Source organism: Pseudomonas sp. p99-361 (genome assembly GCF_003935475.1).
Lineage (GTDB): Bacteria > Pseudomonadota > Gammaproteobacteria > Pseudomonadales > Pseudomonadaceae > Aquipseudomonas > Aquipseudomonas juntendi.
Genome location: NZ_RHQO01000007.1, coordinates 96,729 through 123,140, shown reverse-complemented (window position 1 = coordinate 123,140; position 26,412 = coordinate 96,729). Strand labels below are relative to the sequence as shown.

General features: G+C 62.1%; 26 protein-coding genes and 1 tRNA gene. 15 read left to right on the top strand and 12 right to left on the bottom strand.

Annotated features, from left to right (window positions below; translation table 11 throughout):
* Window positions 1–262: 262 nt before the first annotated feature.
* The 3 genes from EGJ22_RS05575 to EGJ22_RS05565 form a co-directional block, all read right to left on the bottom strand.
* The gene (locus EGJ22_RS05575) at window positions 263–1,558 is read right to left on the bottom strand and encodes an NAD(P)/FAD-dependent oxidoreductase (protein ID WP_009683004.1); all 1,296 of its coding nucleotides are present in this window, start codon (window positions 1,556–1,558) and stop codon (window positions 263–265) included.
* An 84-nt stretch (window positions 1,559–1,642) separates the two neighbouring features.
* Window positions 1,643–1,816: a DUF3094 family protein gene (locus EGJ22_RS05570; protein WP_033744188.1), complete on the bottom strand. Its 174-nt coding sequence runs from the start codon at window positions 1,814–1,816 to the stop codon at window positions 1,643–1,645.
* Window positions 1,817–1,949: 133 nt separating this feature from the next.
* The gene (locus tag EGJ22_RS05565) at window positions 1,950–2,579 is read right to left on the bottom strand and encodes a DUF1780 domain-containing protein (RefSeq protein WP_009683003.1); all 630 of its coding nucleotides are present in this window, start codon (window positions 2,577–2,579) and stop codon (window positions 1,950–1,952) included.
* 131 nt (window positions 2,580–2,710) lie between these two features.
* On the opposite strand from EGJ22_RS05565, the gene EGJ22_RS05560 reads away from it, so the two are divergent.
* Window positions 2,711–3,394: an energy-coupling factor ABC transporter permease gene (locus tag EGJ22_RS05560; RefSeq protein WP_009683002.1), complete on the top strand. Its 684-nt coding sequence runs from the start codon at window positions 2,711–2,713 to the stop codon at window positions 3,392–3,394.
* 51 nt (window positions 3,395–3,445) lie between these two features.
* On the opposite strand, the gene yacG is transcribed toward EGJ22_RS05560, so the two are convergent.
* Genes yacG through EGJ22_RS05540 form a run of 4 tightly spaced genes read right to left on the bottom strand, consistent with a single transcriptional unit; the run spans window position 3,446 to window position 6,343 of the window.
* Window positions 3,446–3,646: a DNA gyrase inhibitor YacG gene (yacG, locus tag EGJ22_RS05555; protein WP_009683001.1), complete on the bottom strand. Its 201-nt coding sequence runs from the start codon at window positions 3,644–3,646 to the stop codon at window positions 3,446–3,448.
* Window positions 3,643–4,266, bottom strand: coding sequence for a dephospho-CoA kinase (gene coaE, locus EGJ22_RS05550; RefSeq protein ID WP_029884911.1), 624 nt, complete (start codon window positions 4,264–4,266; stop codon window positions 3,643–3,645). The genes yacG and coaE overlap by 4 nt, the downstream gene beginning before the upstream one ends.
* Window positions 4,266–5,132, bottom strand: a complete 867-nt coding sequence (locus EGJ22_RS05545) for an A24 family peptidase (RefSeq protein WP_029884910.1) — start codon at window positions 5,130–5,132, stop codon at window positions 4,266–4,268. The genes coaE and EGJ22_RS05545 overlap by 1 nt, the downstream gene beginning before the upstream one ends.
* 2 nt (window positions 5,133–5,134) lie before the next feature.
* Complete coding sequence (locus EGJ22_RS05540; protein ID WP_029884909.1) at window positions 5,135–6,343, bottom strand: type II secretion system F family protein; 1,209 nt, start codon at window positions 6,341–6,343, stop codon at window positions 5,135–5,137.
* Between the two features lie 215 nt (window positions 6,344–6,558).
* On the opposite strand from EGJ22_RS05540, the gene EGJ22_RS05535 reads away from it, so the two are divergent.
* The 5 genes from EGJ22_RS05535 to EGJ22_RS05505 all read left to right on the top strand — a co-directional run bounded on the left by EGJ22_RS05535 (window position 6,559) and on the right by EGJ22_RS05505 (window position 9,765).
* The gene (locus EGJ22_RS05535) at window positions 6,559–6,969 is read left to right on the top strand and encodes a pilin (RefSeq protein WP_029884908.1); all 411 of its coding nucleotides are present in this window, start codon (window positions 6,559–6,561) and stop codon (window positions 6,967–6,969) included.
* A 71-nt stretch (window positions 6,970–7,040) separates the two neighbouring features.
* Window positions 7,041–7,116 (top strand) — tRNA-Thr (locus tag EGJ22_RS05530).
* A 672-nt stretch (window positions 7,117–7,788) separates the two neighbouring features.
* Window positions 7,789–8,148 carry a hypothetical protein gene (locus tag EGJ22_RS05515; protein ID WP_029884907.1) on the top strand — a complete coding sequence of 120 codons (360 nt, stop codon included), beginning with the start codon at window positions 7,789–7,791 and terminating at the stop codon, window positions 8,146–8,148.
* A 112-nt stretch (window positions 8,149–8,260) separates the two neighbouring features.
* Complete coding sequence (locus EGJ22_RS05510) at window positions 8,261–8,716, top strand: GFA family protein (RefSeq protein ID WP_064314579.1); 456 nt, start codon at window positions 8,261–8,263, stop codon at window positions 8,714–8,716.
* A gap of 350 nt (window positions 8,717–9,066) precedes the next feature.
* Window positions 9,067–9,765 carry a hypothetical protein gene (locus tag EGJ22_RS05505; RefSeq protein ID WP_029884905.1) on the top strand — a complete coding sequence of 233 codons (699 nt, stop codon included), beginning with the start codon at window positions 9,067–9,069 and terminating at the stop codon, window positions 9,763–9,765.
* 47 nt (window positions 9,766–9,812) lie between these two features.
* Here the strand turns inward: EGJ22_RS05505 and EGJ22_RS05500 are convergent, their stop codons facing one another.
* Both EGJ22_RS05500 and EGJ22_RS05495 read right to left on the bottom strand, forming a co-directional pair.
* Window positions 9,813–11,198: a GntP family permease gene (locus EGJ22_RS05500; protein ID WP_029884904.1), complete on the bottom strand. Its 1,386-nt coding sequence runs from the start codon at window positions 11,196–11,198 to the stop codon at window positions 9,813–9,815.
* A gap of 265 nt (window positions 11,199–11,463) precedes the next feature.
* Window positions 11,464–12,939 (bottom strand): PAS domain S-box protein, encoded by a 1,476-nt coding sequence (locus tag EGJ22_RS05495; RefSeq protein WP_029884903.1) that lies wholly within the window; start codon window positions 12,937–12,939, stop codon window positions 11,464–11,466.
* 204 nt (window positions 12,940–13,143) lie between these two features.
* Between EGJ22_RS05495 and EGJ22_RS05490 the strand changes: the two genes are divergently transcribed.
* Window positions 13,144–14,130, top strand: a complete 987-nt coding sequence (locus EGJ22_RS05490) for a hypothetical protein (RefSeq protein WP_009686079.1) — start codon at window positions 13,144–13,146, stop codon at window positions 14,128–14,130.
* Window positions 14,131–14,206: 76 nt separating this feature from the next.
* Window positions 14,207–14,386: a CsbD family protein gene (locus EGJ22_RS05485; protein ID WP_029884902.1), complete on the top strand. Its 180-nt coding sequence runs from the start codon at window positions 14,207–14,209 to the stop codon at window positions 14,384–14,386.
* Between the two features lie 76 nt (window positions 14,387–14,462).
* Here EGJ22_RS05485 and EGJ22_RS05480 read toward each other — a convergent pair whose 3' ends face one another.
* The gene (locus tag EGJ22_RS05480) at window positions 14,463–15,284 is read right to left on the bottom strand and encodes an amino acid ABC transporter permease (protein ID WP_029884901.1); all 822 of its coding nucleotides are present in this window, start codon (window positions 15,282–15,284) and stop codon (window positions 14,463–14,465) included.
* Window positions 15,281–16,102, bottom strand: coding sequence for an ABC transporter substrate-binding protein (locus EGJ22_RS05475; RefSeq protein WP_009686082.1), 822 nt, complete (start codon window positions 16,100–16,102; stop codon window positions 15,281–15,283). Before EGJ22_RS05475 ends, EGJ22_RS05480 begins: the two co-directional genes overlap by 4 nt.
* A 118-nt stretch (window positions 16,103–16,220) precedes the next feature.
* Between EGJ22_RS05475 and EGJ22_RS05470 the strand changes: the two genes are divergently transcribed.
* Entirely contained in the window at window positions 16,221–17,105 is an 885-nt protein-coding gene (locus EGJ22_RS05470) for a homocysteine S-methyltransferase family protein (RefSeq protein WP_029884900.1), read from the top strand.
* Between the two features lie 164 nt (window positions 17,106–17,269).
* Window positions 17,270–19,243 (top strand): choline BCCT transporter BetT, encoded by a 1,974-nt coding sequence (locus EGJ22_RS05465; protein WP_009686084.1) that lies wholly within the window; start codon window positions 17,270–17,272, stop codon window positions 19,241–19,243.
* 6 nt (window positions 19,244–19,249) lie between these two features.
* On the opposite strand, the gene EGJ22_RS05460 is transcribed toward EGJ22_RS05465, so the two are convergent.
* Window positions 19,250–20,206 (bottom strand): arsenic resistance protein, encoded by a 957-nt coding sequence (locus EGJ22_RS05460; protein ID WP_029884899.1) that lies wholly within the window; start codon window positions 20,204–20,206, stop codon window positions 19,250–19,252.
* Window positions 20,207–20,347: 141 nt separating this feature from the next.
* Between EGJ22_RS05460 and EGJ22_RS05455 the strand changes: the two genes are divergently transcribed.
* The 5 genes from EGJ22_RS05455 to EGJ22_RS05435 all read left to right on the top strand — a co-directional run bounded on the left by EGJ22_RS05455 (window position 20,348) and on the right by EGJ22_RS05435 (window position 26,396).
* Window positions 20,348–20,893, top strand: a complete 546-nt coding sequence (locus tag EGJ22_RS05455) for a fimbrial protein (protein ID WP_064314581.1) — start codon at window positions 20,348–20,350, stop codon at window positions 20,891–20,893.
* Window positions 20,894–20,965: 72 nt separating this feature from the next.
* Window positions 20,966–21,721, top strand: coding sequence for a molecular chaperone (locus EGJ22_RS05450; RefSeq protein WP_029884897.1), 756 nt, complete (start codon window positions 20,966–20,968; stop codon window positions 21,719–21,721).
* A complete protein-coding gene (locus tag EGJ22_RS05445) occupies window positions 21,705–24,293 on the top strand; it encodes a fimbria/pilus outer membrane usher protein (protein ID WP_029884896.1) in 2,589 nt (862 codons plus the stop codon). Before EGJ22_RS05450 ends, EGJ22_RS05445 begins: the two co-directional genes overlap by 17 nt.
* Complete coding sequence (locus EGJ22_RS05440) at window positions 24,290–25,639, top strand: fimbrial protein (protein WP_029884895.1); 1,350 nt, start codon at window positions 24,290–24,292, stop codon at window positions 25,637–25,639. The genes EGJ22_RS05445 and EGJ22_RS05440 overlap by 4 nt, the downstream gene beginning before the upstream one ends.
* Complete coding sequence (locus EGJ22_RS05435) at window positions 25,629–26,396, top strand: molecular chaperone (RefSeq protein WP_064314582.1); 768 nt, start codon at window positions 25,629–25,631, stop codon at window positions 26,394–26,396. Before EGJ22_RS05440 ends, EGJ22_RS05435 begins: the two co-directional genes overlap by 11 nt.
* Window positions 26,397–26,412 lie beyond the last annotated feature (16 nt).

The window sequence follows — 26,412 nt, the reverse complement described above, 5'->3', positions numbered from 1 at the left end:
GGTCGTTAGCTCAGTTGGTAGAGCAGTTGGCTTTTAACCAATTGGTCGTAGGTTCGAATCCTACACGACCCACCATGCAAAAAAGGGCATCTCCTACGAGATGCCCTTTTTCTTTGCCTCGGGAAAATGCACCCTTGCCTTGTTGGAGCGGGTAAAACCCGATCCAACAAGGGGCAAATCAAGGCCTTGAGCCTGTTGCAGCCTCTGGGGGGGGGGCTGGCCGGCGATGAGGCCTCTACAGGCAGCCTCTATTGCATGTGTGTCAGTGCAACTTCAACCGCGGCTCGGTACCCCGGCCAATCTTGCTGCCCAACATCATCAATGCCGTACGGAAGAACCCGTACAACGCCATCTGGTGCATGCGGTACAGCGACACATAGAACATCCGCGCCAGCCAGCCTTCCAGCTTCACGCTGCCCATCAGGTTACCCATCAGGTTGCCCACCGCCGAGAAACGCGACAGTGAAACCAGCGAGCCGTAGTCCTTGTAGGCATACGTGGGCAGCGGCTTGTTCTCCAGCCGTGCTTTAAGGCTTTGCGCCAGCATCGACGCCTGCTGGTGCGCCGCTTGCGCGCGTGGCGGTACATTGCGGTCGCTGTCTGGCTGCGGGCACGCCGCACAGTCGCCAAAGGCGAAAATGTTGTCGTCGCGGGTGGTTTGCAGGGTAGGGCGTACCACCAGCTGGTTGATGCGGTTGGTTTCCAGGCCATCGATGTCCTTGAGGAAACCGGGCGCACGGATACCGGCCGCCCACACCTTCAAACTGGCCTGGATCACCTCGCCGTCCTTGGTTTTCAGGCCGTCTTCGGTGACTTCGCTGACAGCGGCATTGGTCATGACCTTGACCCCGAGTTTTTCCAGGGTCTTGTGCACCGGTACGCTGATGCGCTCCGGTAGCGCCGGCAGAACGCGCGGGCCGGCCTCGATGATGGTGATGTGCATGTCCTTGGGCTGGATGCGGTCCAGGCCATAGGCCGCCAGCTCGTGGGCCGCGTGGTGCAGCTCGGCCGCCAGCTCCACACCGGTGGCGCCCGCACCCACAATGGCTACGCTGATTTTCTCGCTGGCCACGTCGCCGGCGTGGGCACGCAGGTAGTGGTTGAGCAGTTGCTGGTGGAAGCGCTCGGCTTGCTTGCGGGTGTCCAGGAACAGGCAGTGCTGCGCCGCGCCCAGGGTGCCGAAGTCGTTGGTATTGGAGCCCACGGCAATGACCAGGGTGTCGTAACCCAGGGTACGTGCAGGCAACAGCTCGCGGCCCTCTTCGTCCAGGGTGGCGGCCAGTTGGATCTGCTTGCCTTCACGGTCCAGGCCGCTCATGCGCCCCAGCTGGAAGTTGAAGTGGTTCCACTTGGCCTGGGCCACGTAGTTCAGTTCGTCTTCCGAGGAGTTCAGCGAGCCGGCGGCCACTTCGTGCAGCAATGGCTTCCAGATGTGCGTGAGGTTGGTGTCGACCAGGGTGACGTCGGCCTGCTTGCGCTTGCCCAGGGTTTTACCCAGGCGGGTCGCCAGTTCCAGGCCGCCGGCGCCGCCGCCGACAATCACGATGCGATGAGTCATGGGGATATCTCATAAGGTTTACGGAATGCTTGCCCTTTGGGGGCGGCCGCAAACTGCACGAGGGGAGGGCGAGCGCAAGGCAGCTCATAGCACCAGTCCACTCAGCAGGCGGCTGACAAGGCCCAACCCGATGGTCACGGCCACCACCAGCACAAGGAGCAGCCATGGCCGGAAGGGCCGGCGCTCGACTTGGTGCTGGGGGGCTCGCAGATACTCATCGACACGACGCTGATCTTCCGGGTTCAGGCGGCTGGTCATGGTAGGGCCTCGTCAGGTAGACGTAAGAGACTGCACAAACGCTACAGCGTTCGTGCAAGCGCTTGAAACAAATGATAATGCGTTCTATCCCTGGCGCCGAGTGTACGCCATCGCAAACACTCGCTGCACGGGATCAAAGACTGATGCCAACGTCGAAGACGATGCTGCGCCCCAGGTTGCTGCGCAGGAAATCCGGCGCATCGGGGTGGGCGAACAGCACGCGGGCAAAGGTTGGCCCGACCAGCGACAGCGAGCGCCAGCCCTGGCGCAGGTATTCGGTGGGCGGCGGGAAGTGGGTGTTCAGGTCCAGCACCTCGCGCTTTAGGCTGGAAAACGCAATGATGTCCAGCTCGTTCAGCTCCAGCCCGCGCTCGCGATAATTGCGCGCCTTCTTGCGCAAGGTGGGCGCCAGCCGCCCGAGCAGTTCGGTGGCACTGATGCGCCGAGGGCGGGCTTCGCGGCGCACTAGTTGCGCCAGGGAAAATGCACTGCGCCGGCGCTGCAGCTCCTCGCGCCATTCATCATTCAGGCGGCGGCCCTCGTCGAGCACGAAAAACACCTCGAAGGCGGCGTCGCGAAACAGCACGTCGGGCGGCTCTTGCCCGGCCGGGGTGAAGTCTTCGCTGCGGTAGGGAATGTTCAGCCCCTGCAACAGGCGCTGGCACACCCACCGCTCCCGCTCCCACTTGCGGGCGTTGGAGAGGAAGGCATTGGCTTGTTCGGCCTGAATGGTCAGCAGGCGCAGGTAGTCGGAGTCATCCATGCACACAAGCTTAGCCGTTAATCGATGACAGCAAGAGGCACGCATGCGGCCGCAGGCCATCCGCCGCAAAGGGGCCGGGAAGTTTGCGTGTACACTGCCCTTATCCACAGGCCGGCAAGGGGCATTATTCAGTGATCAGCGCACAGGTGTTGTCTGGCACCACCCTGAGCCTTGGCTGGCTGGGTTACGTGCCGCTGCTGGCCTGGGCCGCCAGCCAGGTTCGCTGGGTAGAACTGCTTACAGACCGGCGCCGCCAGCACCTGCTGTTTGGCACGGTGTTCTGCCTGTTCGCGTTGTGGCTGGTAAGGCGCGATTTCGATACCGGCGTGGCGTACCACTTCATCGGCATGACGGCGGTTACCCTGTTGCTGGACTGGCCACTGGCCGTGCTGGGCGGTTTCATGGCCCAGCTTGGCCTGCTGGTGCTGGGGCGCCAGGACCTGGCGGCGTTGGGGGTCAATGGTCTGTTGCTGGTGGGTTTGCCGGTGCTGATCACCGAGGTGTGCGCCCTTGTGGTGGAGCGGGCACAACCGCGGAACCTGTTCGTTTACATCTTCTGCTCAGGGTTTTTCCCTGCCGCACTCACGGTGCTGGTCTGCGTGCCGGTGGCGCTAGGGCTATTGTGGCTGGACGGGCGCTTTGCGCTGCCAGAGTGGCTTGGCGACTTTGTCGGTTACCTGTGGCTGATGATGTTCCCCGAAGCGTTCATCAACGGCATGGTGATCAGTGCGTTGGTGGTGTTTTGCCCGGACTGGCTGGAAACCTTCAACCGCACCCGGTATTTGCAGGCGCCGTGGAAGGACGATGAGCACTGAGCCCGCAGGCTAGGCCGGTGCATCATCGCCTGGCCCGGCAGGTGGATCAGTTCAATGCCGCGACTCCAGGTCGCCTGAATACAGCTCGTCCTCGGACTCCTGCGCCCCAGGAATCTTGTGTTCCTCCGCAGCCCAGGCACCCAGGTCGATCAGCTTGCAGCGGTCTGAGCAGAACGGCCGGAACGCGCTTTTCTCGGTCCATTCCACAGGTGCGCCACAGGTCGGGCAATCGACGGTCAATGGCTGGCTCATGGCTGGCCTCCTTTCAAAGTCAGGTAAAAGTGGTGCAGGCGGTCAATCTGCTCATGCAGCGCAGCGAGGTCGCCGTCATTGACCACCACATCGTCGGCATGGCGCAAGCGTTCCTCACGGGCCAGTTGGGCCTTCAGGATCGCCTGCACCTGCTCGGTACTGGTGTTGTCCCGGGCCAGGGTACGCGCCACTTGCAGCGCCTGCGGCGCATCGATCACCAGCACGCGCTGGGTCTTGTGGTGCTGCCCCGACTCGATCAGCAGCGGCGACACGTAGATCGCATACGGCGACTCTGCCTTGGCCAGGTAGCTGAAAATCTCTTGCCCGATCAGCGGGTGCAGCAGTTGCTCCAACCATTTGCGCTGCGAGGGGTCGGCGAAAATCAGCTGGCGCAGCGCGGCACGGTCGAGCTGGCCATCGGCCTGCAGCACCCCCGCGCCAAAGCGCTCGACAATGCTGGCCAGGGCCGGGCGGCCGGGCTGGACCACCCAGCGCGCAGCCTGGTCGGCGTCGACCAGGTGCACGCCAAGCTCGACGAAGCGCTCGGCGGCGGCGCTTTTGCCGCTGCCAATGCCGCCAGTCAGGCCGAGAATCCAGGGGGTAAACGCCGCAGTGGTCATCAGTATCCCAGCAGTTGCAGGTAAGAGGCGTATATTTCATCACCCCAGAGCACCGCAATCCACCCCGCAATGGCCAGATAAGGGCCAAACGGCATCGCCGTGCCTAGTGCGTGCCGGTGCAAATGCAACAAGCCCAGGCCCACCAGCGCGCCGACCACCGACGACAACAGCAGCGTCAACGGCAGCACCTGCCAGCCACCCCAGGCGCCGATCAGCGCCATCAGCTTGAAGTCGCCATAACCCATGCCTTCCTTGCCGGTGACCAGCTTGAACAGCCAGTACACCGACCACAGGCAGAGGTAACCCGCCACCGCCCCCCATACCGCACTGCCCAGCGGCACATACACGGCAAAGGCGTTGACGATCAGCCCCAGCCACAGCATCGGCAGCACCAGTACGTCCGGCAACAGCTGGTGATCGGCATCGATCAGGCTCAGGGCCAGCAGGCACCAGGTCAAGGGCAATGCCAGCAATGCCTCGGCTGACGCACCAAAACGCCAGGCCACCAGCAGCGACAGCAGCGCACTGGTCACTTCCACCAGTGGGTAACGCGGGCTGATGCGGGCCTTGCAGGCAGAGCAGCGCCCACGCAAGGCCATGTAGCTGAGCACTGGAATGTTTTGCCACGGGCGAATCGGGTGTGCGCACTGCGGACAGCGCGAAGCAGGCAGGCACAGGTCGAAGCGCGGGTGCTGCGTAGTCGGCAGCCCCAGAACCTGCTGCGCTTCACGCTGCCATTGGCGCTCCAGCATGATCGGCAGGCGGTACACCAGCACATTCAGAAAGCTGCCTACCAGCAGGCCGAGCACGCTCGCCAGGGTGTAGAAGTACGCCGGCTGTTCAGCCAGCAAGGTCCATAAAGTCATGTTCAGATCAAGCTACCCAACTGGAAGATCGGCAGGTACATCGCCACTACCAGGCCACCCACCAGCAAGCCCAGGACCAGCACGATGGCCGGCTCCAGCAAGCTGGTCAACTGGTCCAGCGCCTGGCTGACCTGTTCCTCATAATGGCTGGCGGCTTTGTCCAGCATCGTGTCCAGCGTGCCGCTGGCTTCACCGATGGCCGTCAGTTGCACCAGCAAGGGCGGAAACAGCGGCTCACCCGCCATCGCCTGGTTCAGCCCCTGCCCATTGGCCATACCCTGGCGCAAGCGCAGCACCGCCTGTTCATGCAACTGGCCCCCGGTTACCCGCGCCACCGTACCCAGGGCATCCAGCAAGGGCACCCCGGCCCCATAAGCGGTTGCCAGGCTACGCGCAAAGCGCGCCAACGCCGCCTGCCCCAGCAGCGTGCCGAATACCGGCAAGCCCAACACCAGGCGCCCGAGCCACAACCGCGCAGGCGCATGCCGGCGGCACAGCTGGCGCCCGGCAAAACCTAGCACCAGGCCCAGCGCCAGCAACATCGGCGCAAACCGGCCGAACCCTGTGGACAAGTCGATCACCCACTGGGTAAATGCCGGCAATTGCGCGCCCATGCCTGCGAACATGTCCTCGAACCTGGGTATTACCTCCAGCAACAGCACCGCCGACACGCCCAGCCCGGTCAGCAACAGCAGCAACGGGTAGACCATCGCCTTGCGCACCTTCTTCTGCAGCGCCCGCCGCTGTTCCAGCATGCCTGCCAGCTGCTCCAGCTGCCGGTCCAGCGTGCCCGACTGTTCGCCCACCCGCACCAGGTTGCAGTACAGCGCATCGAACCAGCCCGGGTGGCGTTGCAACGCATTCGCCAGCCCTAGGCCCGCAGCTACATCCTGTTTCAATCTAACCAGCAGCGCAGCCAGGGCGGCACCACAGCCACTGCGCCCCATCACCTCGAACGCCTGCAACAGCGGCACCCCGGCCTTGAGCAAGGTCGCCAACTGCCGGCTGAAACCTGCCGGGTCGGCCTTTTCCCGCCGCTTTGGCAGCTTGAGGCCAAGCCCGCTGGCCGGCCGCAAACTGGCCACGTTGATGCCTTGGCGAATCAACCCGGCACGCACATGGGCCGGGCTGGGCCCAGGCGTTTGGCCACTGACCGGCGCGCCGTTGGCGTCGGTGCCGTGCCAGCTGTAGAGGGGGGTGGAAGTGGTCATGCGAAGGTCCTTTTGTTGCCCGTGCGACAAGCCTGGAAACAGCTTGCCGCGCCTATGCCAGGGCGCGCGTCCATGATGCTCACTAGAGTAGTTCAGCGATGATGAAGCCCAAGCAGGCAGGGGTGACAAAAGGTGACTGTTCAGGCCTACTGCGCCGCTGTCGCTTGGGGCGAGATTGACCCTAACGAGTACGCGTATCAAAAAGGAAACTGTTCATGAAAGGGCAACGCGGTATCACCCTGATCGAACTGATGATCGTTGTGGCGATCATCGGCATTCTGGCGACCATCGCCTTACCGATGTACACCAACCACCAGGCCCGCTCCAAGGCCGCGGCCGGCTTGCTGGAAATCAGCGCCCTGAAAACGGCGATGGACCTGCGCCTGAACGACGGCAAGGATGTAGCCGGCGTAGCCGAACTGGGCGGCCAGCCGGCAACGGCCCATTGCGCGATCACCGCCAATGGCAAGGCGGCCGATAGCAGCGGCAGCCTGGTTTGCACCCTGGTGGACGCACCGGCCACCGTGCTGGGCAAGGCCCTGACGTTGACCCGTTCGGCAACGGGCTGGGCGTGCACCACCGACATCGAAGAAGACCTGGCGCCGAAGGGCTGCAAGGGGGCCTGAGGGCAGGGCAATAAAGTAGTGGAAACAGGGGTTTGCGTAACAGGTGCGAGCAGTGGTACGTTGCGCTACACGCCGGTGTAGCTCAGTCGGTAGAGCAGCGCACTCGTAACGCGAAGGTCGCAGGTTCGATTCCTGTCTCCGGCACCACATCCAGCTCCACTGCATTGCGCTGAATGCTTTGGAAGCCCTCTAAACCGGCCTTATGGCTAATGCCAGTCAGTTAAGTAATTTGGGGCCGCTTTGCGACCCTTCGCGAGCACGCCCGCTCCCACAGGGATCGCGCATTTCTTGCGTTCACCGCCAGACGTGTGGGAGCGGGCGTGCCCGCGAAGGGCTGCAAAGCAGCCCCAGTAATTCTTAACTGACGGGCATTACCCTTCTGGCCGGTTTTTCGTCTCCAAGACCGACCGTCGGGAACCCACTAAATCCCCAATAACCGGGGGTGTTTTTTGGGTTACAGCGTCTTTCCTGAATGGAGAGCGTACCCCAATGCCACGCCTAGCCACTCCGCTCAGCGACCTCAAATGCCGCACGGCCAAACCGAGTGATCGCGCCTACATTCAAAACCCGGCGCTCGATCTGGCCGGCTCGATTCAAGCGCCGCGCACCGTGCACCGTCCTGCACTCTCGCTGACCCGCCTTCCTGGGAGGTATGGCAGGGACCGGTATCTGTGCCTTTGTTCTGGGCGTCAGTACAGGCGGCCCTGGTGCGCTGGCTTGTGCTGTCGTCGGAGGAGCAGTGGGCGGTAAAGTCCTCGGAGATGGAGGGGGCAAGGCGGGCGAAATGTTTGGTGACTTTTTGTACGGCGAGGTATCGGAGTGAATGAAATTGAGCCTGGACTCATTGCGATTCTGATTCTTGCACCCATGATGCTTGCGATGGTCGTGCAGTGTTTCATCGCACATAAATACACTGAATACTACGAGTCGTTGCTAACGCGCTGTAGCTTCGTGACCGGTAATAAGATTACGTTTCAACATGCAGGTCTTTTGGGCAAGGTTATGCGTACGGGTTTGATCTCCATGGTGCTGGCCATACCTAGCATCTTCCTGCGCAGGGGGTTGATTGACTTCGATGAAGTCAAACGTTTCCCCTCAAGCATGAGGCGATTGTTGGTGAGCCTTTTGGTGATTCACATCCTCTTGGCCACCGCGCTGATTATTTTCACTTACACCTAGCCTGACCGCGTCTGCATGGGGCACGGTACTGGCCAGCCCGATAGCAGTAGCCCCTGTGTTCGGGCATCTGCGGCCAGTCCGGCAAGCTGGCCTTTCAAACGGGAGAAACGCCATGACGGATAAAAACAACGATAACCGCCCTGTTTACCAAGCAGCGTGCCATTGCGGCACCGTGCGTTTCTCACTGCGGTTGACCGATGGTCTGCGCACCGCACGCAGGTGCAACTGCTCGCTGTGCCGTATGCGCGGGGCGGTGGCGGTGTCGGTCAATCTGGGCGATATCACGGTCACCCAAGGTGAAGAGGCGCTGACGCTCTATCAGTTCCACACCCGGGAAGCCAAGCACTACTTCTGCTCGAAATGCGGCATCTACACCTTCCACCAGCGGCGTTCCTCGCCGGACCAGTATGGGGTTAACGTTGCGTGTATCGAAGGGATGAGCCCGTTCGATTTTGCAGAGGTGGCGGTCAGTGAAGGGCGTGTTCATCCCAAGGATCGGGTGGGGGGTGGCGCGGAGGTTGCGGGGTGGGTGCGGTATGCAGCTAACCCGGCGTGTGATCAGGGCTGAGGGCATCGCCCATGTTCGCGTGGGTCTTCGGGATCTGGCTTTCGCCAACGGGGTAGGTGTAGGTCTTAAACCGCCACAGCCCAGCCCGTGCAGGCCAGCTCGAACAGCACCAGACTGACGCCATAGCGGGTAATGAACTGCGCGTCCGAGGCTGGCAGTGGGGCCGCTTTGCGGCCCATCGCGACGCAAGGCCGCTCCTACAGGGTGAGGTGGCGACGCAAGGGAATAGCAAATGGCTCAAGTTGAGTGGAACGCTTGCGCCGCTCTCGGGCATGGTAATCAGGCAAGGCGCGCTGCCAGCACTTTGCAGTAACCATTCACTGGCCAATGCCAACTGCCGAGGATTTTGCATGGATCAGAACAGAGACAGCCTGAAAACAACCAACCCTATCGCCGGGCTGCCGGGGGCAGTATTCGAGAAAGCCTGGGAGGTGCGTTGGGCCTTGAAACTCACCTACGTGTGCCTGTTCATGGATATGGCTTTCATGACAGCCCTGGGGACCACTCTGCTGGATTTCTCGGGGGACATGGCTACGGTCTGGGGGAATATCGGGCGGATCTTTGTGAGTGTCGTGGTGTTTTGCCTGGCCGTGTCGGTGTGCGTTCCAGTGCTTGCGCAGGTCGCGGTCATGCTTGGTTCCTACATCCCTTGGCACTGGCTACAAAGCCGGCGCGATTACTCCCTGCTGCACAATCACGTGACCTATAGCGCCTTGAAAGAGCACAGCCTTCGTGAAGGCAATGAGTTCCTGTTCAACTACTGGCGCAGCAAGAGCCAGCAACGGGAGGTGTGGCGTCAGCAGCGCTACCAGGCCGGTGTTCTGGTATTCGGGCTGGTAGTGATGGCCATTGCCAACGCCAATGTCGGGGCGCATTACCAGTTGCCTGGCTTGATGCATCAGGTCACCGTACTGATTGGCTGGGAGGGCTATCTGGTGCTGGGGGGCATTACGCTCTGCCTGTTGCACTGGGCGTGGTGGACTGCGGATGAGATTGGCCAAATCTACTACCCGCCCTTGGCAGAAAAGCTGAGGGAGCGCGGCTACTGACGCCAGGGCATGTGAGCCAGGATAACTGGCTCACCCGCTCACCCGGCTCAGCCCACCGCAACCGCCGCATTCAGCACCAACACCACGATCAACCCCACCACCGCCACGATCGACTGCACCACCGAGATGGTCTTGGTCGCTTCCCCCATGGTCATGCCAAACGACTCTTTCACCATCCAGAAACCGGCATGGTTGGCATAGTTGAAGAACAGCGAACCACAGCCGATGGACAGGGCCAGCAAGGGCAGGTTCAGGCTGGGGTCGGCACCTGCCAAGGGGGCCAGCAGGCCGGCAGCGCCGACGATGCCAACGGTGGCCGAGCCGGTAGACACCGACAGCAGCATGGCGATCAGCCACCCCAGAATCAACGGCGGGAATGCCGATTGCTGGGTCAGGTGCACGATGGCATCGCCAACCTTGGCGCTGGTCAGCATCTCCTGGAAAGCGCCGCCGCCGGCAATGATCATGATGATCGAGGCAATCGGCTTCAGGCTTTTGCCCAGCGCATCGCGCAACTGCTCGGCGTTGCCACCGCGCGCCAGTACCAGGCTGAAGCCTGCGAACAGCACGCCCAGCAGCATGGCGATCAGTGGGTTGCCAAGGAAGCTGGCCAATTCCAGCAGCGCATTGCCCTTGGGCAGCAGCATTTCGGCAACGGCATGCACCAGCATCAGGATCGCCGGCAGCAGCGCGGCCAGCATGCCGATCAATACACCGGGGCGGGGTTGGCCGTCGGCCTGCTCAGCCAGGGTGAACTGGTCCAGCAGTGCCTGATCGGGGCGGGTGCTCATGCGCCGGGAAATGAACATGCCGTACAACGGGCCGCCCAGGACCATGGCAGGGATCGCGGCAAGGAAGCCGTAAAGCATGGTCGGCCCAACCGAGGTCTTGAGCACGGCGATGGCGGTCAGTGGGCCAGGGTGCGGAGGGACCATGCCATGCATGGCCGCCAAGGCGGAAATCACTGGCACTCCCACGTACACATAGGCAGAGCCCTTAAAGCGCGCCTTGCCCTCCAGCTTGCGTGCCACGCTGAAAATCAACGGCAGCATGATCACCAGGCCCACCTCAAAGAACATCGGGATGCCGATGACGAAGGCCACCAGCATCATCGCCCAGGGGATCAGCCGGTCGGGGGTGCGTTTGAGGATCACATCGGCGACCTGTTCGGTAACGCCAGCATCCGCCAGGATCGTGCCCAGCATGGCGCCAAGGGCAATCACCACCCCGACCGCACCCAGCGTCTTGCCAGCACCGGTGAGCAGGTGCGAAACGATACTGCCGGGTTGCATATGGGTCGCGAAGCCCACGCCAATGGACACCACCAGCAGGGCCAGAAGCGGGTGCATCTTCAGGCGCGATACGATCAGCGCCACCAGCACCAGAACACTGACCAGGGCGGTCAGCAACAGCTGAATATCTAAGGGAGTCATGCAAGGAGTCTCGGTTGGGCAGGCGCGTCAGCGGCAAACAGAAGGTGCAGGCAGGGCAATCAAATGTGCGGGCAGGGCAATCAAATGTGCGGGCTGGCCAGCATGCAAAGGCATCGGGACGAGGAGTGCGGTCATGGAAAGATTCACCTTGTTATTTGGTCATCTATATGAATCTGCCCAGAGTATTTGCGGTCAACCGGGATACTGTCAAGGGTAGGCCCTGGCAGCGGCAGCGGCAGCGCCAGGCCCAGCCGCGAACAACCCATCAGGTACTAAACAAACGCCGTTCCCGCGCCCATACGATCGCTTCACTGCGGCTGTGCACATCGAGCTTGGAATAAACCGTTGCCACGTGGTTGCGCACCGTGTTCAGCGCCAGGTTCAGGCGCGCCGCAATCTCCTTGTCGGCCAGCCCTTCGCAGATAAGCGCCAGCACATCCCGCTCGCGGCGGGTAAGGTCGGTGAACGAGGCATCGGGCAACCGGCCGGTGCTGATACGTTTGGCATTGGCCAGCTTCTCGATCAAGGTCTGGCTGAACCACGATGCATCCTGCATGACGGTCTCGATCGCCTCGACCAGTTCCAGCTCCGAGCGCTTGCGCTCGGTGATGTCCATCAGCACCAGCAGGTAGCACGGGGTGTCCAGCAGGCTCACGGTGTCGGCTTGCAGCATGCAGTCGAGCGGGTCGTCACCTTTCTTGCGCAGCTTCACATCCAGCGCCTCGATACGCCCGCTCTTTTCCAGCGCATCGAACACCTGCGCTGCCACCGCGCAGTCGGCAAAGAAGTCGATTTCGGCCACGGTTCTACCGATCAGCTCCTGGGCGGTGTAGCCCAGGCTGTCGAGGAACGCTTCGTTGGCATCGATCAGTTGCTGCTTGTCGGCGCTGCACAGCAAGGTCGGCACCGGGCTCAGGCGAAACGCCTTGGCAAAGCGCTCTTCGCTCTGGCGCAGGGCGTTCTCCGCCTTGCGCCGGGGCTCCAGGTCGGTGAACGAAAACAGCATGCAATCCTCTTCGTGCATGTCCAGCGGCTGCCCGGCCACGATCACCAGCTTGGTGCCGCCTTCTGGCAAGCGCAGCTCGGCCTGCATCTGCGGGATGGTCGCGCCTTCTATCAGGCGCTCGATCGCCAACTCCTTGCGCTCGGCGTTTTCCAGCACGTCCACTTCATACACCGAGCGGCCAATGACGTTTTCCCGCACATGCCCGGTCATTTCCAGAAAGCCCTGGTTCACCTTGATGAAGCGCAAGTCGCTGAGGCGGCAGATAACGGCGGGGGCAGGGTTGGCGTTGAAGGTTTTTTCAAAGCGCTGCTCTGCGCTGGCCCACTCGGTAGCGTCGGCCAGTATCAGCACCAACGATTCGGCCTCGCCCTTGCTGTCTTCCAGCACCATGCTGCGCACCCGGTGTACCCGGCTGCGCGCCTCCTCATCGCCAACCGGCGAAACCTCGACCACGACATCGCTGAACACTTGCCCCGCCGCCACGCGGGCAATGGGGTACTGGTCGGCTTCCAGTGGATGGTTGTTGCGGTAGCGCAGGGCAAAACGCTGGCGATAACCCTCGGCGTCACCGCCCAGCTGTTCCAGGCTGTCGACCCCGTGCATGCGCAGGGCGGCTTCGTTGGCCCAGATGATGGTCTGGTCCACTTCCAGCAGCATCACGCCATCCGAAAGCCCGGCAATTATCTGCTGCAGCTGGCGGCGGTTGGTTTCACGGGCAAGCACGGCGTCGCTCATGGGCGTCCCCCGGTCGGTAGTGGCTGGTGTTGTGACTGGCGTTGAGCATAAACGCAGCAGGCACCGGCAGATTGGTGCCAATGCACTAGTGCTGGTGGGGCAGATGCATCAATACACCCTTGCATGGGACCCGCAAACTGGCCATGACGTTGCATCAGGCACCCGTGGCCGGTGCAGCCAGTTCCCATTGACGAGGATGCATAGATGACTGAAGCCTATGTAAGCACCCCGGCAAATGCCGTGAGCCCGCTGCGGGTGTCGTGGAGTGCAGTTTTCGCCGGGGGGGCCATTGCCTTGGCTACCTACCTGGTACTCAGTGTGCTGGGCACCGCCATCGGGGCCGGAGCCGTTGACGCGATGGCCGATGGCAACCCGCTGCGTGGCTTTGGCACAGGTGCGGGGGTGTGGTTGTTCGTCAGCACCCTGGTTTCGGTCGCCGCCGGTGCCTGGGTTGCCGGCCGCACGGCGCCGGGCCGCGGTGGCCTGCATGGCCTGTTGAGCTGGACGGTGACCACATTGCTGGCGACCTGGCTGCTGGCTTCGCTGGCCGGGGGCGTGGTCGGCACTGCCGGCAATATTGCCGGTAAAGGCCTGTCGCTTGCCGCGGATGGTGTGGCTGCCGCCGCACCGGCAGTCGGCCAAGGCATCAAAGAGCGCCTGGGTAAGCAGGGCATTTCGCTCGACTGGGACAGCCTGGAAGCGGAGCTGAACAAGACCCTGCAGCAGTCCGGCAAGGCCGAACTGAACCCGTCGAACCTGGAGCAGCAGGCCGATCAGGCGCAGGCGCAGGGTGAGTCGGCGGGCCGTATTGCCGCCGAGGACCCGACCCAGGCCGTTGACCAGCTCAAGCAATGGTTCGACCGGGTACGCAAGGCCGGTGAGCCTGCGCTGAGCGCGGCAGACAAGCAGGCCCTGGTCAACATCGTGGCGGCGCGCACGGGCAAGAGCCAGCAGGAGGCCCAGCAGATCGTGGATAACTATGCCCGTGCCTACCAGCAAGCCGCCGAGCAGGTGCAGGTGCTGAAAGACCAGGCAGAGCAACAGGCGCGTGAAGCTGCCCAGGTAGCGGCCAGCAACGTGTCCAAAGCCGCCTGGGGCACGCTGGTAACCCTGCTGCTTGGCGCTGCCTTGAGCGTTGTGGCAGGCCGCTTCGCCCTGTCGTCACGCAAGACCCGGGTCGTGAATGTGTGATCACCCGCCCAGGTTTGCCCGTTTCACTGGTGTAACCCCAACCCACATGTACGGATGTCGTTGAAGGAGAAAAACCATGAGCAGCACGTCTGACAAAGTCAAAGGCATGGCCAACGAAGTGGTTGGCAAGGTTAAGCAAGCCGTCGGTAAAGCGACTGGCAATACCGAGCTGGAGGTAAAGGGCAAGGTGCAGGAGAAAAAGGGTGAAGCCCAACAAGTGGTTGGCGATGTGAAGGACGCCGTCAGCAAGGACTAGCCGACTGTCGCCCCACCCACCAGCGGTCGCCTTCGGGCGACCGTTCTTGCATGTGCCTGCTGCGCCCAGGCGCTGCTCAGCGCTGGTACGCCTTGCCGAAGTGCCGTTCCAGGCGCGCTTGCACCAGCTCCAGCAGAATCGACAGTACCCAGTAGATGATTGCCGCGGTGGTCAGCATTTCCAGGTAACGGTAGCTGGAGCGCCCGTACGACTGGGCCAGGAACATCACTTCCCACACCCCCATCACCGAAATCAGCGATGAATCCTTCAGCATCGAGATGAACTGGTTGGCCGTGGGCGGAATGATCACCCGCATGGCCTGGGGCAGCACGATGTAGCAGAACGTCTGCGGCGGGCGCATGCCCAGCGCCAGCGCCGCTTCGCGCTGGCCGCGCGCCACGCCGAGAATGCCGGCGCGGAAGATTTCACTGAGGTAGGCGCCGTAGTTCAGCGACAACGCAATGATGCCTGCGCTGATTGCGCCGGGCACCAGGCCGACCTGTGGCAGGCCCAGGTAAATCAGCAGAATCTGGATAAGCAGCGGCGTACCGCGGAAGAACGACGTGTAGAAACTGGCGATACCGACCAGCACCGCACTGCCGGACAAGCGCGCCAGGGCTGCGGCAAAGCCCAGCAGCACCGAGACCACCATCGAGCACAGGCACAGGAACAGGGTCAGCGCTGCGCCTTGCAAAAAGCCGTTAGGGCCCAGTTTGAAGCCGGCGAGGTTGGGGAACTTCTCCACAATGATCGCAAACTTCAGGTCGAAGCTGAGGAAGAACGCCACGAACAGACCGAACAGCGCCAGCCAGGTCAGCAGCAGCCGGGTGCGAAAGCCGAACAGGCTGGCGCCCGTGGCTTTGGCCGCGGGCTTGGGGGAAGAAGGGAAGGTGCTCATTTGCTGATGTCGGCGCCAATCCATTTCTGCGACAGCTTGGCCAGCGTGCCATCGGCTTTCAGTTCGGCAAACACCTGGCGCACCTTGGCATCCCATTCAGGGTCGCCTTTCTCGATGGCCACCGAGTTGGGCTCTTCATACAGTGGGGCACCGGCCAGCTTGAAGCGCTTGTCCTGGGTCAGGCGCGGCTGCGCGGTCACCAGGTTGGTAAGAATGGCATCCAGACGCACGCCCGCGCCCAGGCCCAGGTCCTGGAAAGCGACGTTGTCGGTGTCGTAAGGCGCAATCTGCACAAAGTCGAAGGGGTAGTCGATCTTCTGGTCTTCCTTGCCTTCGATCACCAGGTTCTTGTTCAGGTAGCTCTCGTAGCTGGAGGCGCTGGTCAAGCCTACCTTGCGCCCATCCAGGTCCTTGGCCCCATGAATGCGCTCATCCTTGGCATTGACCACGATCACTGCCGGCGATGCGTAGTACTCCACCGGGAAGTCGAACACTTCGGCGCGCGCCTTGCTGGGCGTCATCGAGCAGATGCAGATGTCGTAGCGGCCGCTCCAGCGGCCGGCGGCGATCACGTCCCACGACGGGGTTTCCAGGCGCAGCTTCACGCCAAGCTTGTCGGCCACAGCCTTGGCCACATCCACGTCGAAGCCGTCGAGTTGGTTCTGATCATTGAGGAAGGAGAACGGCGGGTAGCTCTCCATCAACACGTTGACCATTTCCTTGCGCGATTCAACCCGCTCCAGCGTGGTGCCTGCCAGGGCCTGGGACGCAGTGGCGAGCAACACGAGGCCCGCGCCGAGCACAGTAGAAAAGCGCATGTACATACCTGAAAAGTTTGCCAAAAAAGAGAAAGTGTATTTAATAGTTATAAACCTTTCTCTCATAATGAATTTTATTCATAACCACCTTCAGAGTAGTTATATGACACAGCGCGCGATGGTTATTCTCGACGGGGGCATGGGCCGTGAACTGCAGCGCAGCGGCGCACCGTTTCGCCAGCCCGAATGGTCGGCGCTGGCGCTGACCGAGGCGCCCGAGGCCGTGGTAGGTGTACATGCGGCGTTCATTGCCGCGGGTGCCCAGGTCATTACCAGCAACAGCTATGCGGTCGTGCCGTTCCACATTGGCGAGCAACGTTTTGCTACAGAAGGCCAGCAACTGGCCAATACCGCCGGCCAGCTGGCGCGTCATGCCGCCGATAATGCTGCACACCCGGTCAAGGTAGCGGGTTCGCTGCCACCGCTGTTCGGCTCTTACCGCCCTGACCTGTTCCAACCTGAGCGGGTCGAAGAAGTCCTCAAGCCGCTGCTCGCCGGCCTGGCGCCGCACGTTGACCTGTGGCTGGCCGAAACCCAGAGCGCCATCGCCGAAGTACGTGCCATCCACGCGCACCTGCCCAAAGACGGCCGCCCGTTCTGGGTGTCGTTCACTTTGCAGGACGAGGACGTGGATACGGTGCCGCGCCTGCGTTCCGGTGAGCCGGTGGCTGATGCCGTGCAAGCGGTAGTCGGGCTGGGCGCCGCAGCGGTGCTGTTCAACTGCAGCCAGCCGGAAGTAATCGGCGCGGCCATTGACGTCGCCCGTGCCGTTATCGACAAGCAAGGGGCAGGGGTGGCCATCGGTGCCTACGCCAACGCCTTCCCCCCGCAGCCCAAAGAGGCTACCGCCAACGATGGGCTGGACGAGCTGCGTGAAGACCTGGACCCACCGGGCTACCTTGCCTGGGCCAAGGACTGGCGTGAACGCGGCGCCAGCATGGTGGGCGGCTGCTGCGGCATCGGCCCCGAGCACATTGCCGAGCTGAAGCGTAACCTCGGCTGACAGGTTCAAAGGCTTCTGTACGGCAAGCGAAGCGGCTAAGTTTTGGAATTGCTGGAACTGACGGTAAGGTTTCAGCATCTTCCATGCATCATGCGCCACGGGCAGTCGTGTTCGGACTGCCCAGTGATGGAGCGCAGCGCTGAACGCCCGAAGGAGTAACGCCTATGCCTGAAAACCAGAAACGCAGGAGCACCATCAACCCACCTGTCTTTTTCACCAGTGCAGTACTGGTGCTGTTACTGGTGTTGTACGCCACAATGTTCCAGGCGCATGCCCAAAGCGTCTTCGAGCAGGTTCAACAATGGATCGTCACCAATGCAGCCTGGTTCTACATCCTCACCGTCGCACTGGTGCTGATCAGCGTCGTCTTCCTGGCCGTAAGCCGCTACGGCGACATCAAGCTGGGCCCGGACCATAGCGAGCCCGACTACCCCAACAAAAGCTGGTTCGCCATGCTGTTCTCTGCCGGCATGGGCATCGGCCTGATGTTCTTCGGTGTGGCCGAACCGGTGATGCACTTCATCAACCCGCCCGTGGGTGACCCCAACACGGTGGCCGCCGCCCGCGAAGCCATGAACATCACCTTTTTCCACTGGGGGCTGCATGCCTGGGCGATCTACGCCATCGTGGCGTTGATCCTGGCCTACTTCAGTTTCCGCAACGGTCTGCCGCTTACCCTGCGCTCGGCGCTGTACCCCTTGATCGGCGAGCGTATCTACGGCCCTATCGGCCATGCAGTGGACATCTTCGCCATCCTGGGCACGGTATTTGGCGTCGCCACCTCGCTGGGCTACGGTGTGCTGCAGATCAACAGTGGGCTGAACCAGTTGTTCGGCCTTCCGATCAGCACCTCGGTGCAGGTCATTCTGATTGCCGTTACCTGTGCATTGGCCACGCTGTCGGTGGCCAGCGGCCTGGACAAGGGCATCCGTATCCTGTCGGAGCTCAACCTGGGCCTCGCGGTGGTCCTGATGCTTTTCGTGCTGGCGGTAGGCCCTACGGTATTCCTGCTGCAGGCCTATGTGCAGAACACAGGGGCCTACCTGTCCGATATCGTCAACAAGACGTTCAACCTGTTTGCCTACGAACCTACCGACTGGATTGGCGGCTGGACCTTGCTCTACTGGGGCTGGTGGTTGTCCTGGTCGCCCTTCGTGGGGCTGTTCATTGCGCGCATTTCCCGTGGGCGCACCATTCGCGAGTTCGTGTGTGGCGTGCTGTTCGTCCCGGCCGGCTTCACGTTGCTGTGGATGACCGTGTTTGGCGACTCCGCCATCCATATGATCCTGCACGGCGGTGTCAAGGACCTGGCCACGGTGGTGGATCAGGACAGCTCGCTGGCCTTGTTCGCGTTCCTCGAGCACTTCCCCTGGTCTACGGCCATCTCGATGCTGGCAGTGCTGATGGTGGTCGTGTTCTTCGTTACCTCGGCCGACTCGGGTGCGCTTGTCGTGGATATGCTGGCGTCCTCCGGCAGGGGCCATTCACCGCTCTGGCAGCGCGTGTTCTGGTCGGTCACCATGGGCGCGGTGGCCATTGCCCTGCTGCTGGCCAACGGCCTGAAAGCATTGCAGGCGGCCACCATTGCCAGCGCCTTGCCGTTCGCGATCATCCTGCTGTTTTCCATCTGGGGTTTGTTCAAGGCCCTGGGGCTGGACGCCACACGGCGTGGGCTGCGCACCCAGGCACTGCCAGGTCAGCGGCAGGGCCGTCAGAACCACGGCGGCTGGCAGCGCCGCTTGCGCAACATCGCCATGATGCCGCGCAGGGCGCACGTTACCCGCTTCATCGCCGACGTGGTCAAGCCCGCATGCGAAGAAGTGGCCCAGGAACTGCGCAAACAGGGCTATGAGGTGACCGTGGACGAGCGTGACGACGGCCGCATCACGCTCGAGCTTTCCCATGCCGGTGAAGGGCGCTTCAAGTACGAGGTACGCCCCCGGGCATTCAATACGCCGAGCTTCGTCATGCGCGACGCCGATGACAACAGCGATGCGCGCAAATACTTCCGGGCAGAGGTGTACCTGCGCGAAGGCGGGCAGGACTACGATGTGATGGGCTGGAGCCGTGAGGATGTGATCGGCGACATCCTCGACCAGTACGAGCGCCACCTGCATTACCTGCACGTGGTGAGCTGATGCCGTTTACGTGCGGGCGATCGCCGGAATCGCCCGCACGTAGACCAGCTCGCAGACCAGCTCGACCAATGTCTGGGTAATCACCGCCGCTGCCGCCAGCGTGCGCCACTGCTCTGGCAAGGCGAGCGCCAGCGGCAACACCACCAGCGAGTTGCGCGTCGCCGCACTGAACATCACGGCGCGCTTCTGCTGTGCCGGCAAGCCCAGCAGCCTCGCTGTTGCCCAGCCGATGGCCGGTGCCACCAGCGCAAAGCCCAGGTAAACCGGCACTACGGGCAGCAGTTGCGGCAGGTCGTGCAACACGACCCGGATCTGTGAAGCGATCACCACGAACAGCACCAGCGCCATCGCCGGTACGGGCATCCAGGCCCAGGCATCGTTCCATCGGCTCACCCGCCGCCACTTGCCGACCAGGGCACTGGTCCACACGGCCAAGGCCAACGGCACGACGATCATCGCCACGAACGCCTGCACGAAGGGCCCTATCGCCAGGTTCAACGCCTGGCCATCGTCGAGCATGAGCGCCAGGTAAAACGGCAACAGCAGCAGTTGCAGCAGCAACAGCACGGGGGTGGCGGCCAGCATGAGCCGCGCATCGCCTTTGCCCATGTGTGTGAACACCACCACATAGTCGATGCAAGGTGCCAGCAGTACCAGCAGGGCGCCTGCCAGCAAGGCCGGCTGGCCCGTCAGCCCGCGCGTCAGGCCCCACACCAGCAAGGGCACCAGCACGAAATTGGCCAGCAACAAGGCAACCATGAAGCGTCGATTGGCCAGGCTCGCGCCCAGGTCCAGAAAGGGTATCTGCAAGAACATGGCGTACATCAGCATGGCGATGGCGGGTGTGATCAGCACTTCCAGCACTGAAGCACCCCCACTGGTGAAAAGGCCGAAAGCGCAGGCCGCCAGCACGGTGGCGAAATAGATCAGCGTTTGCCGGGATTCGAGTTGGTCTCTGGTCAAGAAATTACCTGCTGAAAAAAGTGCGGGCCATGCGGTGCCGGGCACTGCAGCCAGTGGTTGTTTTAAGACTCGTCTGAGTTATCCGCCAGCGCCATCGCTGCATTCTATGTGCAGCCTACACAACAACCACAGGACGTCGTAATGAACATTCGTGCCATCGCTATCGCCGTAGCTGCAACCATGACTGCCCCTGGCCTGGCCAGCGCGGCCAATACCATTACGTTCAGCGGGGAGGTCACTGACCAGACTTGCTCGGCTGTCGTCGATGGCAACACCGAGCCAACCGTCGTCATGCAAAGTGTGCCAGCCAGTGCGCTGATCGGCGGCTCCGGCAAGAACACCGGGGAAACCAAATTCACGTTGCGCCTGACCGGTTGCGCTGCGCCAGCCGACGCCAACGAGCAATTCACGACGCTGTTTCAAGCTACCAACCCTACAACGCTGGGCAACCTGACCAACACGGCCACCAACGGCGCCACAGGCGTTGCGTTGCAGTTGCTCGATGCACCCGGCGGCAGCCCGGTAAACCTGGCAGGTGGGGCGGCAGTCAGCGCGGGGCAAATCGTCCTGAGCGCCGGCCAGACGTCTACAAGCCATGACTATGCCGTGCGTTATGTCTCCGAGGCAGCCACCGTCACCGCAGGCCCTGTCCTGGGCGCCGTCACTTACACCCTGCGTTACGAGTGATGCGTGCACGCCAAGCTTTCTGACTGCCGCCATTGGACAGTACTCATGGCGGCAGGCCTTCGAGGTAAATGCATGAGAACTTCGTCAGCAGGTCGGCTTCGTTCGGTCGCCATTGCGCTTGCGCTGGTGCTGGGCATGACGGGTACCGCATTCGTCCAGGCCAGCGTAGTGGTGACAGGTACCCGGGTCATCTACCCCGGGGATGCAAAGGAAAAAACGCTGCAACTCACCAATCAGGATGCCTTCGCCAATGTCGTGCAAGCCTGGGTGGATTCCGGTGACCCGGCCTCCACGCCCGAAACTGCCAGGGCCCCGTTCATGGTCAACCCGGCCGTGTCACGTCTGGCCCCGGGTAGCGGGCAGTCCCTCAGGCTCATCTATACCGGCTCGGCGTTACCCGGCGACCGGGAATCGGTCTTTTATCTGAACGTGCTGCAGATCCCGCCACGCAATACCGCGCACGCCGACAGAAACCAGATGTTGCTCATCCTGCGTAATCGCCTGAAGCTGTTCTACCGCCCTGCTGCCATTGCCGGAACGGTTGAGCAATTGCCTGAAAAACTGCGTTTTAGCCTCGTGGGCCAGGGCGCCAGCTGGCAGGTGCTTGTGGATAACCCAACGGGGTTCTATGCCTCATTCGGGGCTGCGACGCTCACCGCGGGTAACCGCCAGGTAACGCTGCATGCCACCATGGTGCCGCCCTACGGCTCGGTGCGTTGGGCGCCGGAGGGGGGCGGCCTGCTCGAGGGCAAAGCCCCCGAGCTCAGGGCGCAGTTGATCAACGACTATGGCGCACGCGTGGGCATCACTCATGTGTTGCAGCGCTAACCTGCGGCGCAACACGGCCCTGCTAGGTGGTGTTGCCTTACTGATGGCGCGGTTAGCCCACGGCGAAGGCGATTACCGCTTCGATGACAGCCTGCTACTCGGCTCGGGTCTGGCCGGCGGCAACCTGGAGCGTTTCAACCAGGCGCAGCAGGTCGATCCAGGTACTTACCTTGTCGACGTGTATGTGAACACGCAATACGTCAACCGAAGTGAAGTGAGCTTTCGGCCGCAAAACGATGTGGTCGAACCCTGTTTGTCCGAGCAGTTCCTGCACCAGCACATGAACGCGCGCAAGGTCGAGACGCCCATCGTCGATTCGACCCAATGCATGGCCCTGAGCAAGCGGCTGCCGGGATCAATGTTTCAATACGACTCCGCCCGCTTGCGCCTGGACCTTTCAGTACCCCAGGCATTGCTCTACATCAAGCCGCGTGGCTACGTCGACCCGCAGGACTGGGACGCGGGCAGTGCCATGGGCTTCGTCAACTATGACGCCAGCCTTTACAACTCTCGCTATCAAGCGTCAGAAAGCGAAGCTGCCAATTATGGTTACCTGGGGCTGAACACGGGCTTGAACGTCGGGCTGTGGCGTTTGCGGCATCAGTCCAACTACAGCTACTCAAGTTTCGGTGGCACCGCGGTCAGCCGCTGGAACAGCATTCGCACCTATGCACAGCGCGCAATCGCGCCCTGGCAAAGCGAGCTGACGGTGGGCGACAGCTTCACCGAAGGCAACTTGTTTGGCAGCATCGGCTTTCGCGGCGTGCGCCTGGCCAGCGACGACCGCATGCTGCCGGACTCTCAGCGTCAGTATGCTCCGCAGGTACGCGGCACGGCGGCGGGCAATGCACGCGTGGTGATCAGCCAGAATGGCCGCAAGGTTCAAGAAACCACCGTAGCGGCTGGGCCATTCGTTATCGACGACCTGTACGGCACGGCTTACAACGGTGACCTGGACGTGCAGGTGATCGAAGCTGACGGCAGTATCACGCGCTTCACCGTGCCCTATGCGGCAGTGCCCGACTCAATCCGCCCGGGCATCTCGCGCTATAGCGCAACCTTAGGCCAGGTCCGCCAGACTGATACCAACCAGGGCGTCTTTGCCGAGGCCACTTACCAACGGGGCCTGACCAACGCAGTGTCCGCCAACCTCGGGGCTCGGGTAGCGCAGGACTATTTGGCTGTGCTGGGCGGCGGCGTGCTGGCAACGCCTTATGGCGCGTTCGGGCTCAACAGTACCTTTTCCAGTGCCACGGTAGAAAACCGTCAGCACAGGCAAGGCTGGCGCATGGGGCTGAGCTACAGCCGCACCTTCCAGCCTACCAACACCACGCTCAATCTTGCCGGGTACAGATACTCAACTCAGGGTTATCGGGATTTGGCCGACGCACTGGGTGCCCGGCAGGCCACCGTGCGCGGTGAACGTTGGGACTCGACCAGCTTCAAGCAGCGGAATCAGCTGACCGTGCTGGTCAGTCAAGGGCTGGGCGGGTATGGAAACCTGTATCTGTCCGGGTCGCGAAGCGATTATTACGACGGCAAGAGCCGTGATACGCAGGTGCAGTTCGGTTACTCGAATACCTGGCGACAGCTTAACTACAGCCTGGCCTATTCACGTCAGCGCACCACCTGGTACCGCGATAAGGCGGAAAGTTCAGAACTCAGTTTCACGAACCCGGCGGACGTGTACGACACCAGCAATAGCAGCAATACCCTGACGCTGACCTTCTCCATGCCCTTGGGCAGCTCAAGCCGGGCACCGACCATCAGCTCAATGGTGACCCGGCGCTCAGGTGATACGAAAGGCAGCAGTTTCCAGACAGGTATCAACGGTACGATGGGCGCACAGCGTGACATGAGCTACGCGATCGCGGCCAGCCGTGACAGCGCCGGGCGCGGGACGAACTGGACCAGCAACCTGCAGGCGCAGAGTGCCGTTGCCACCTTCAATGGCGGCTTTTCGCAAAGCGCCGACTATCGGCAGATCAATGGCGGCATTCGCGGAGCGGCCGTGGTGCATGAGGGTGGTCTCACGTTGGGTCCCTACGTCGGGGATACCTTCGCGCTGGTGCGGGCCAAGGGCGCGGGCGGCGCGATCATCCGGGGTGGGCAGGGGGCACGTGTGAACGCTGATGGGTATGCGGTGGTGCCCTCTTTGTCACCTTACCGATACAACCCTGTGGGGCTTGACCCCAGTGGAATGGGTGAACAGGCCGAGTTGATCGAAACCGAGCGAAAGGTGGCCCCTTATGCCGGTGCTTCCGTGCTGGTCGACTTCAAGACCTTGCTTGGGCATGCCTTGTTGATCCAGGCCAGCTTGCCGGGCGGTAGGGCAATCCCCCTGGGAGCCGACGTGGTCGACGAACAGGGCACGACCCTTGGCATGGTAGGTCAGGGCGGGCAAGTGTATGCACGTGCCCAGGCCGACAGCGGGCGCTTGCTGGTGCGTTGGGGCGCCGGCCCTAGCCAGCGATGTCAGCTGCCCTACGACGTCAACAGCGCCACAGCCGCCAACAGTCAGGGCTTCATTCACCTGAAAAGCATATGCACGCTCAATGAGGAACCATCATGACGCTTAGGTCCTGGCTGCTGACGGCCATCCTGCTCATCCCTGCTCAACACGCCTGGGCGACCTGCTACAGAGTGACCTCCGTGGGCGCCGCCAACACCACGGCCAACGCTGCGATCAGGCCCGGGGAGGGTACTGCCGGCGCCTGGGCCGGTGCATGCGACACGTGCAATGGGTCATTGGGCATACCGAGTGTGATCAACGTCAGTGACCCAAGCTTTCAACCTTATGGCACGTTGATCGCGAGCTCCGTGGTCCCCTTCACCCAGTATGGCGCTACGGCTGGCTACAATCCGGAGTACGTATTTTTTCGCTGCGAGGGGCAAGATGCGGTTTACGAAATGTGGTCTACCAATGGCGATGATGTCTACAGTGGCTGGTTCCAAGGGGGCGACAGCGTCGGCCTGAGCCTGGGTTTGCAGGACGCCTACAGAACGGCCTGGCCGAATGTGCTGTTGCGCTTGACCCATCTTGCAAGCGGCGAGCCGTTCACTCACATCTGGCGTGAGCGCAGGCTCACTGGCCTGGACATCGATTCTCGCGGCTATCAGCTGGTCAAGGCCAAGAACCTCAGCGCCGTGCGTGCTGAGGTTTTCAGCGCACCGAGGGACCCTACTTACAACTATTACAGCGACACGGTCTCGTCGCAGCTCTATGCCTATGCCCAACCGGCGGCCTACATCGCGATCAAGGGGCCGGGCCTTGCTTATCCGACGGTAGGGCAAACCCACTACGGTAACTGGAGTGGCTGGTATGGGAACTGGCCTGGTGCATTGGGCCTGTACAACCAGGTCACGCTAAAGCGTTACCCCACCTGCAGCGTGTCGAGCGTTACACCCTATGTGGTGTTTCCCTCGATCAGCGTGAGCGAGATCAACGCCGGGGGCAGCCGCGAGGTGCCTTTTCAGATCAATTTCCGCTGCCAGAGCACTGTTCTCAACAGCGCCAGCACCAACGGTACAGCCATTGGCATCAAGGTTTCTTCCGGCGCCCTGGCTGCGTCCTCTTCCTTGGGCCTGATCAACGCCCAAGGTGGTCTGGCCTACTTGCTGTCGGACCGTTATGGCCAGGCGGGAATGGCGCAGGGGGTGGGCATTCGCGTGCTGCGCGGCGGCGCTCCCATCAACTTGCTGGCCAATGAAGACTCTGCCAATGGCAGTGGTGCAGCGGGTCGAGGGTGGTACCCGGTTGTCAGCAATACCGCCAACCTCACAGGCACTATCAATGGTATCGGCCAGTACACCGAGACGTTCAGAGCTCGATTGGAAAAGCTCTCCATCGGCACCATGCCGACGGTAAGGCCTGGTCGGGTCGAGGCCACTGCGCAAGTGGTGATACGTGTCCAGTAGCTACGCGCAGGGCCTGCTGCTGGTCGTCGTCGCGCTGGTCAGTACGGTCACCTGCGCGGGTGTCACTGCTGAGCGTACCCGGGTCATCGTGCGTGAAGGTCAGCGTGACACTTCCTTGGCACTGGTCAATCAAAATGCCTATCCAGTCGTGGTTCAGGCCTGGGTCGACAATGGGGAGCTGAATGTTACGCCGGACACCGCAACTGCACCCATCATGCCGCTTCCGCCAATGTTCAGGCTCGAGCCCCGGCAACAGCGAAGCCTACGCCTGGTGACTACCGGGCAGGCGTTCGCACAGGATCGAGAGTCCCTGTACTGGCTGAATGTGTACGAGATTCCACCCCGGCCGCGCGAGGCGCTGGGCGAGGGCTCGACCCGGCTGACGATCACGCTGCGCACCCAGCTGAAAGTCATCTATCGCCCCCAAGGCTTGTCGAAGAAGGCCGAGACAGCGCCTTTGCAACTGGTGGTCAAAGCCCAGGGCCGCACTGTGCAGTTGCATAACCCGACGCCGTTTTACATATCCCTGGCGCAGGCGCAGATCGGCGATGGCAAACGCTCGATCGTGCTTGATGCGCCGTTGTTGACGCCATTCAGTACGCAGCGCCAGACAGTGGGCGGTAACGTGCCCAGCGACGCGACGTTCCACTACACATGGCTGGATGATGATGGCAATGCGCAGACCGGCGAGCGCCCTGTCCTGGGCGCGATGCCCCACAGCGTCGAACCAACGCCAGAGGCCGCTGCAGCAGATTGAGATTCGTCCTATTCAG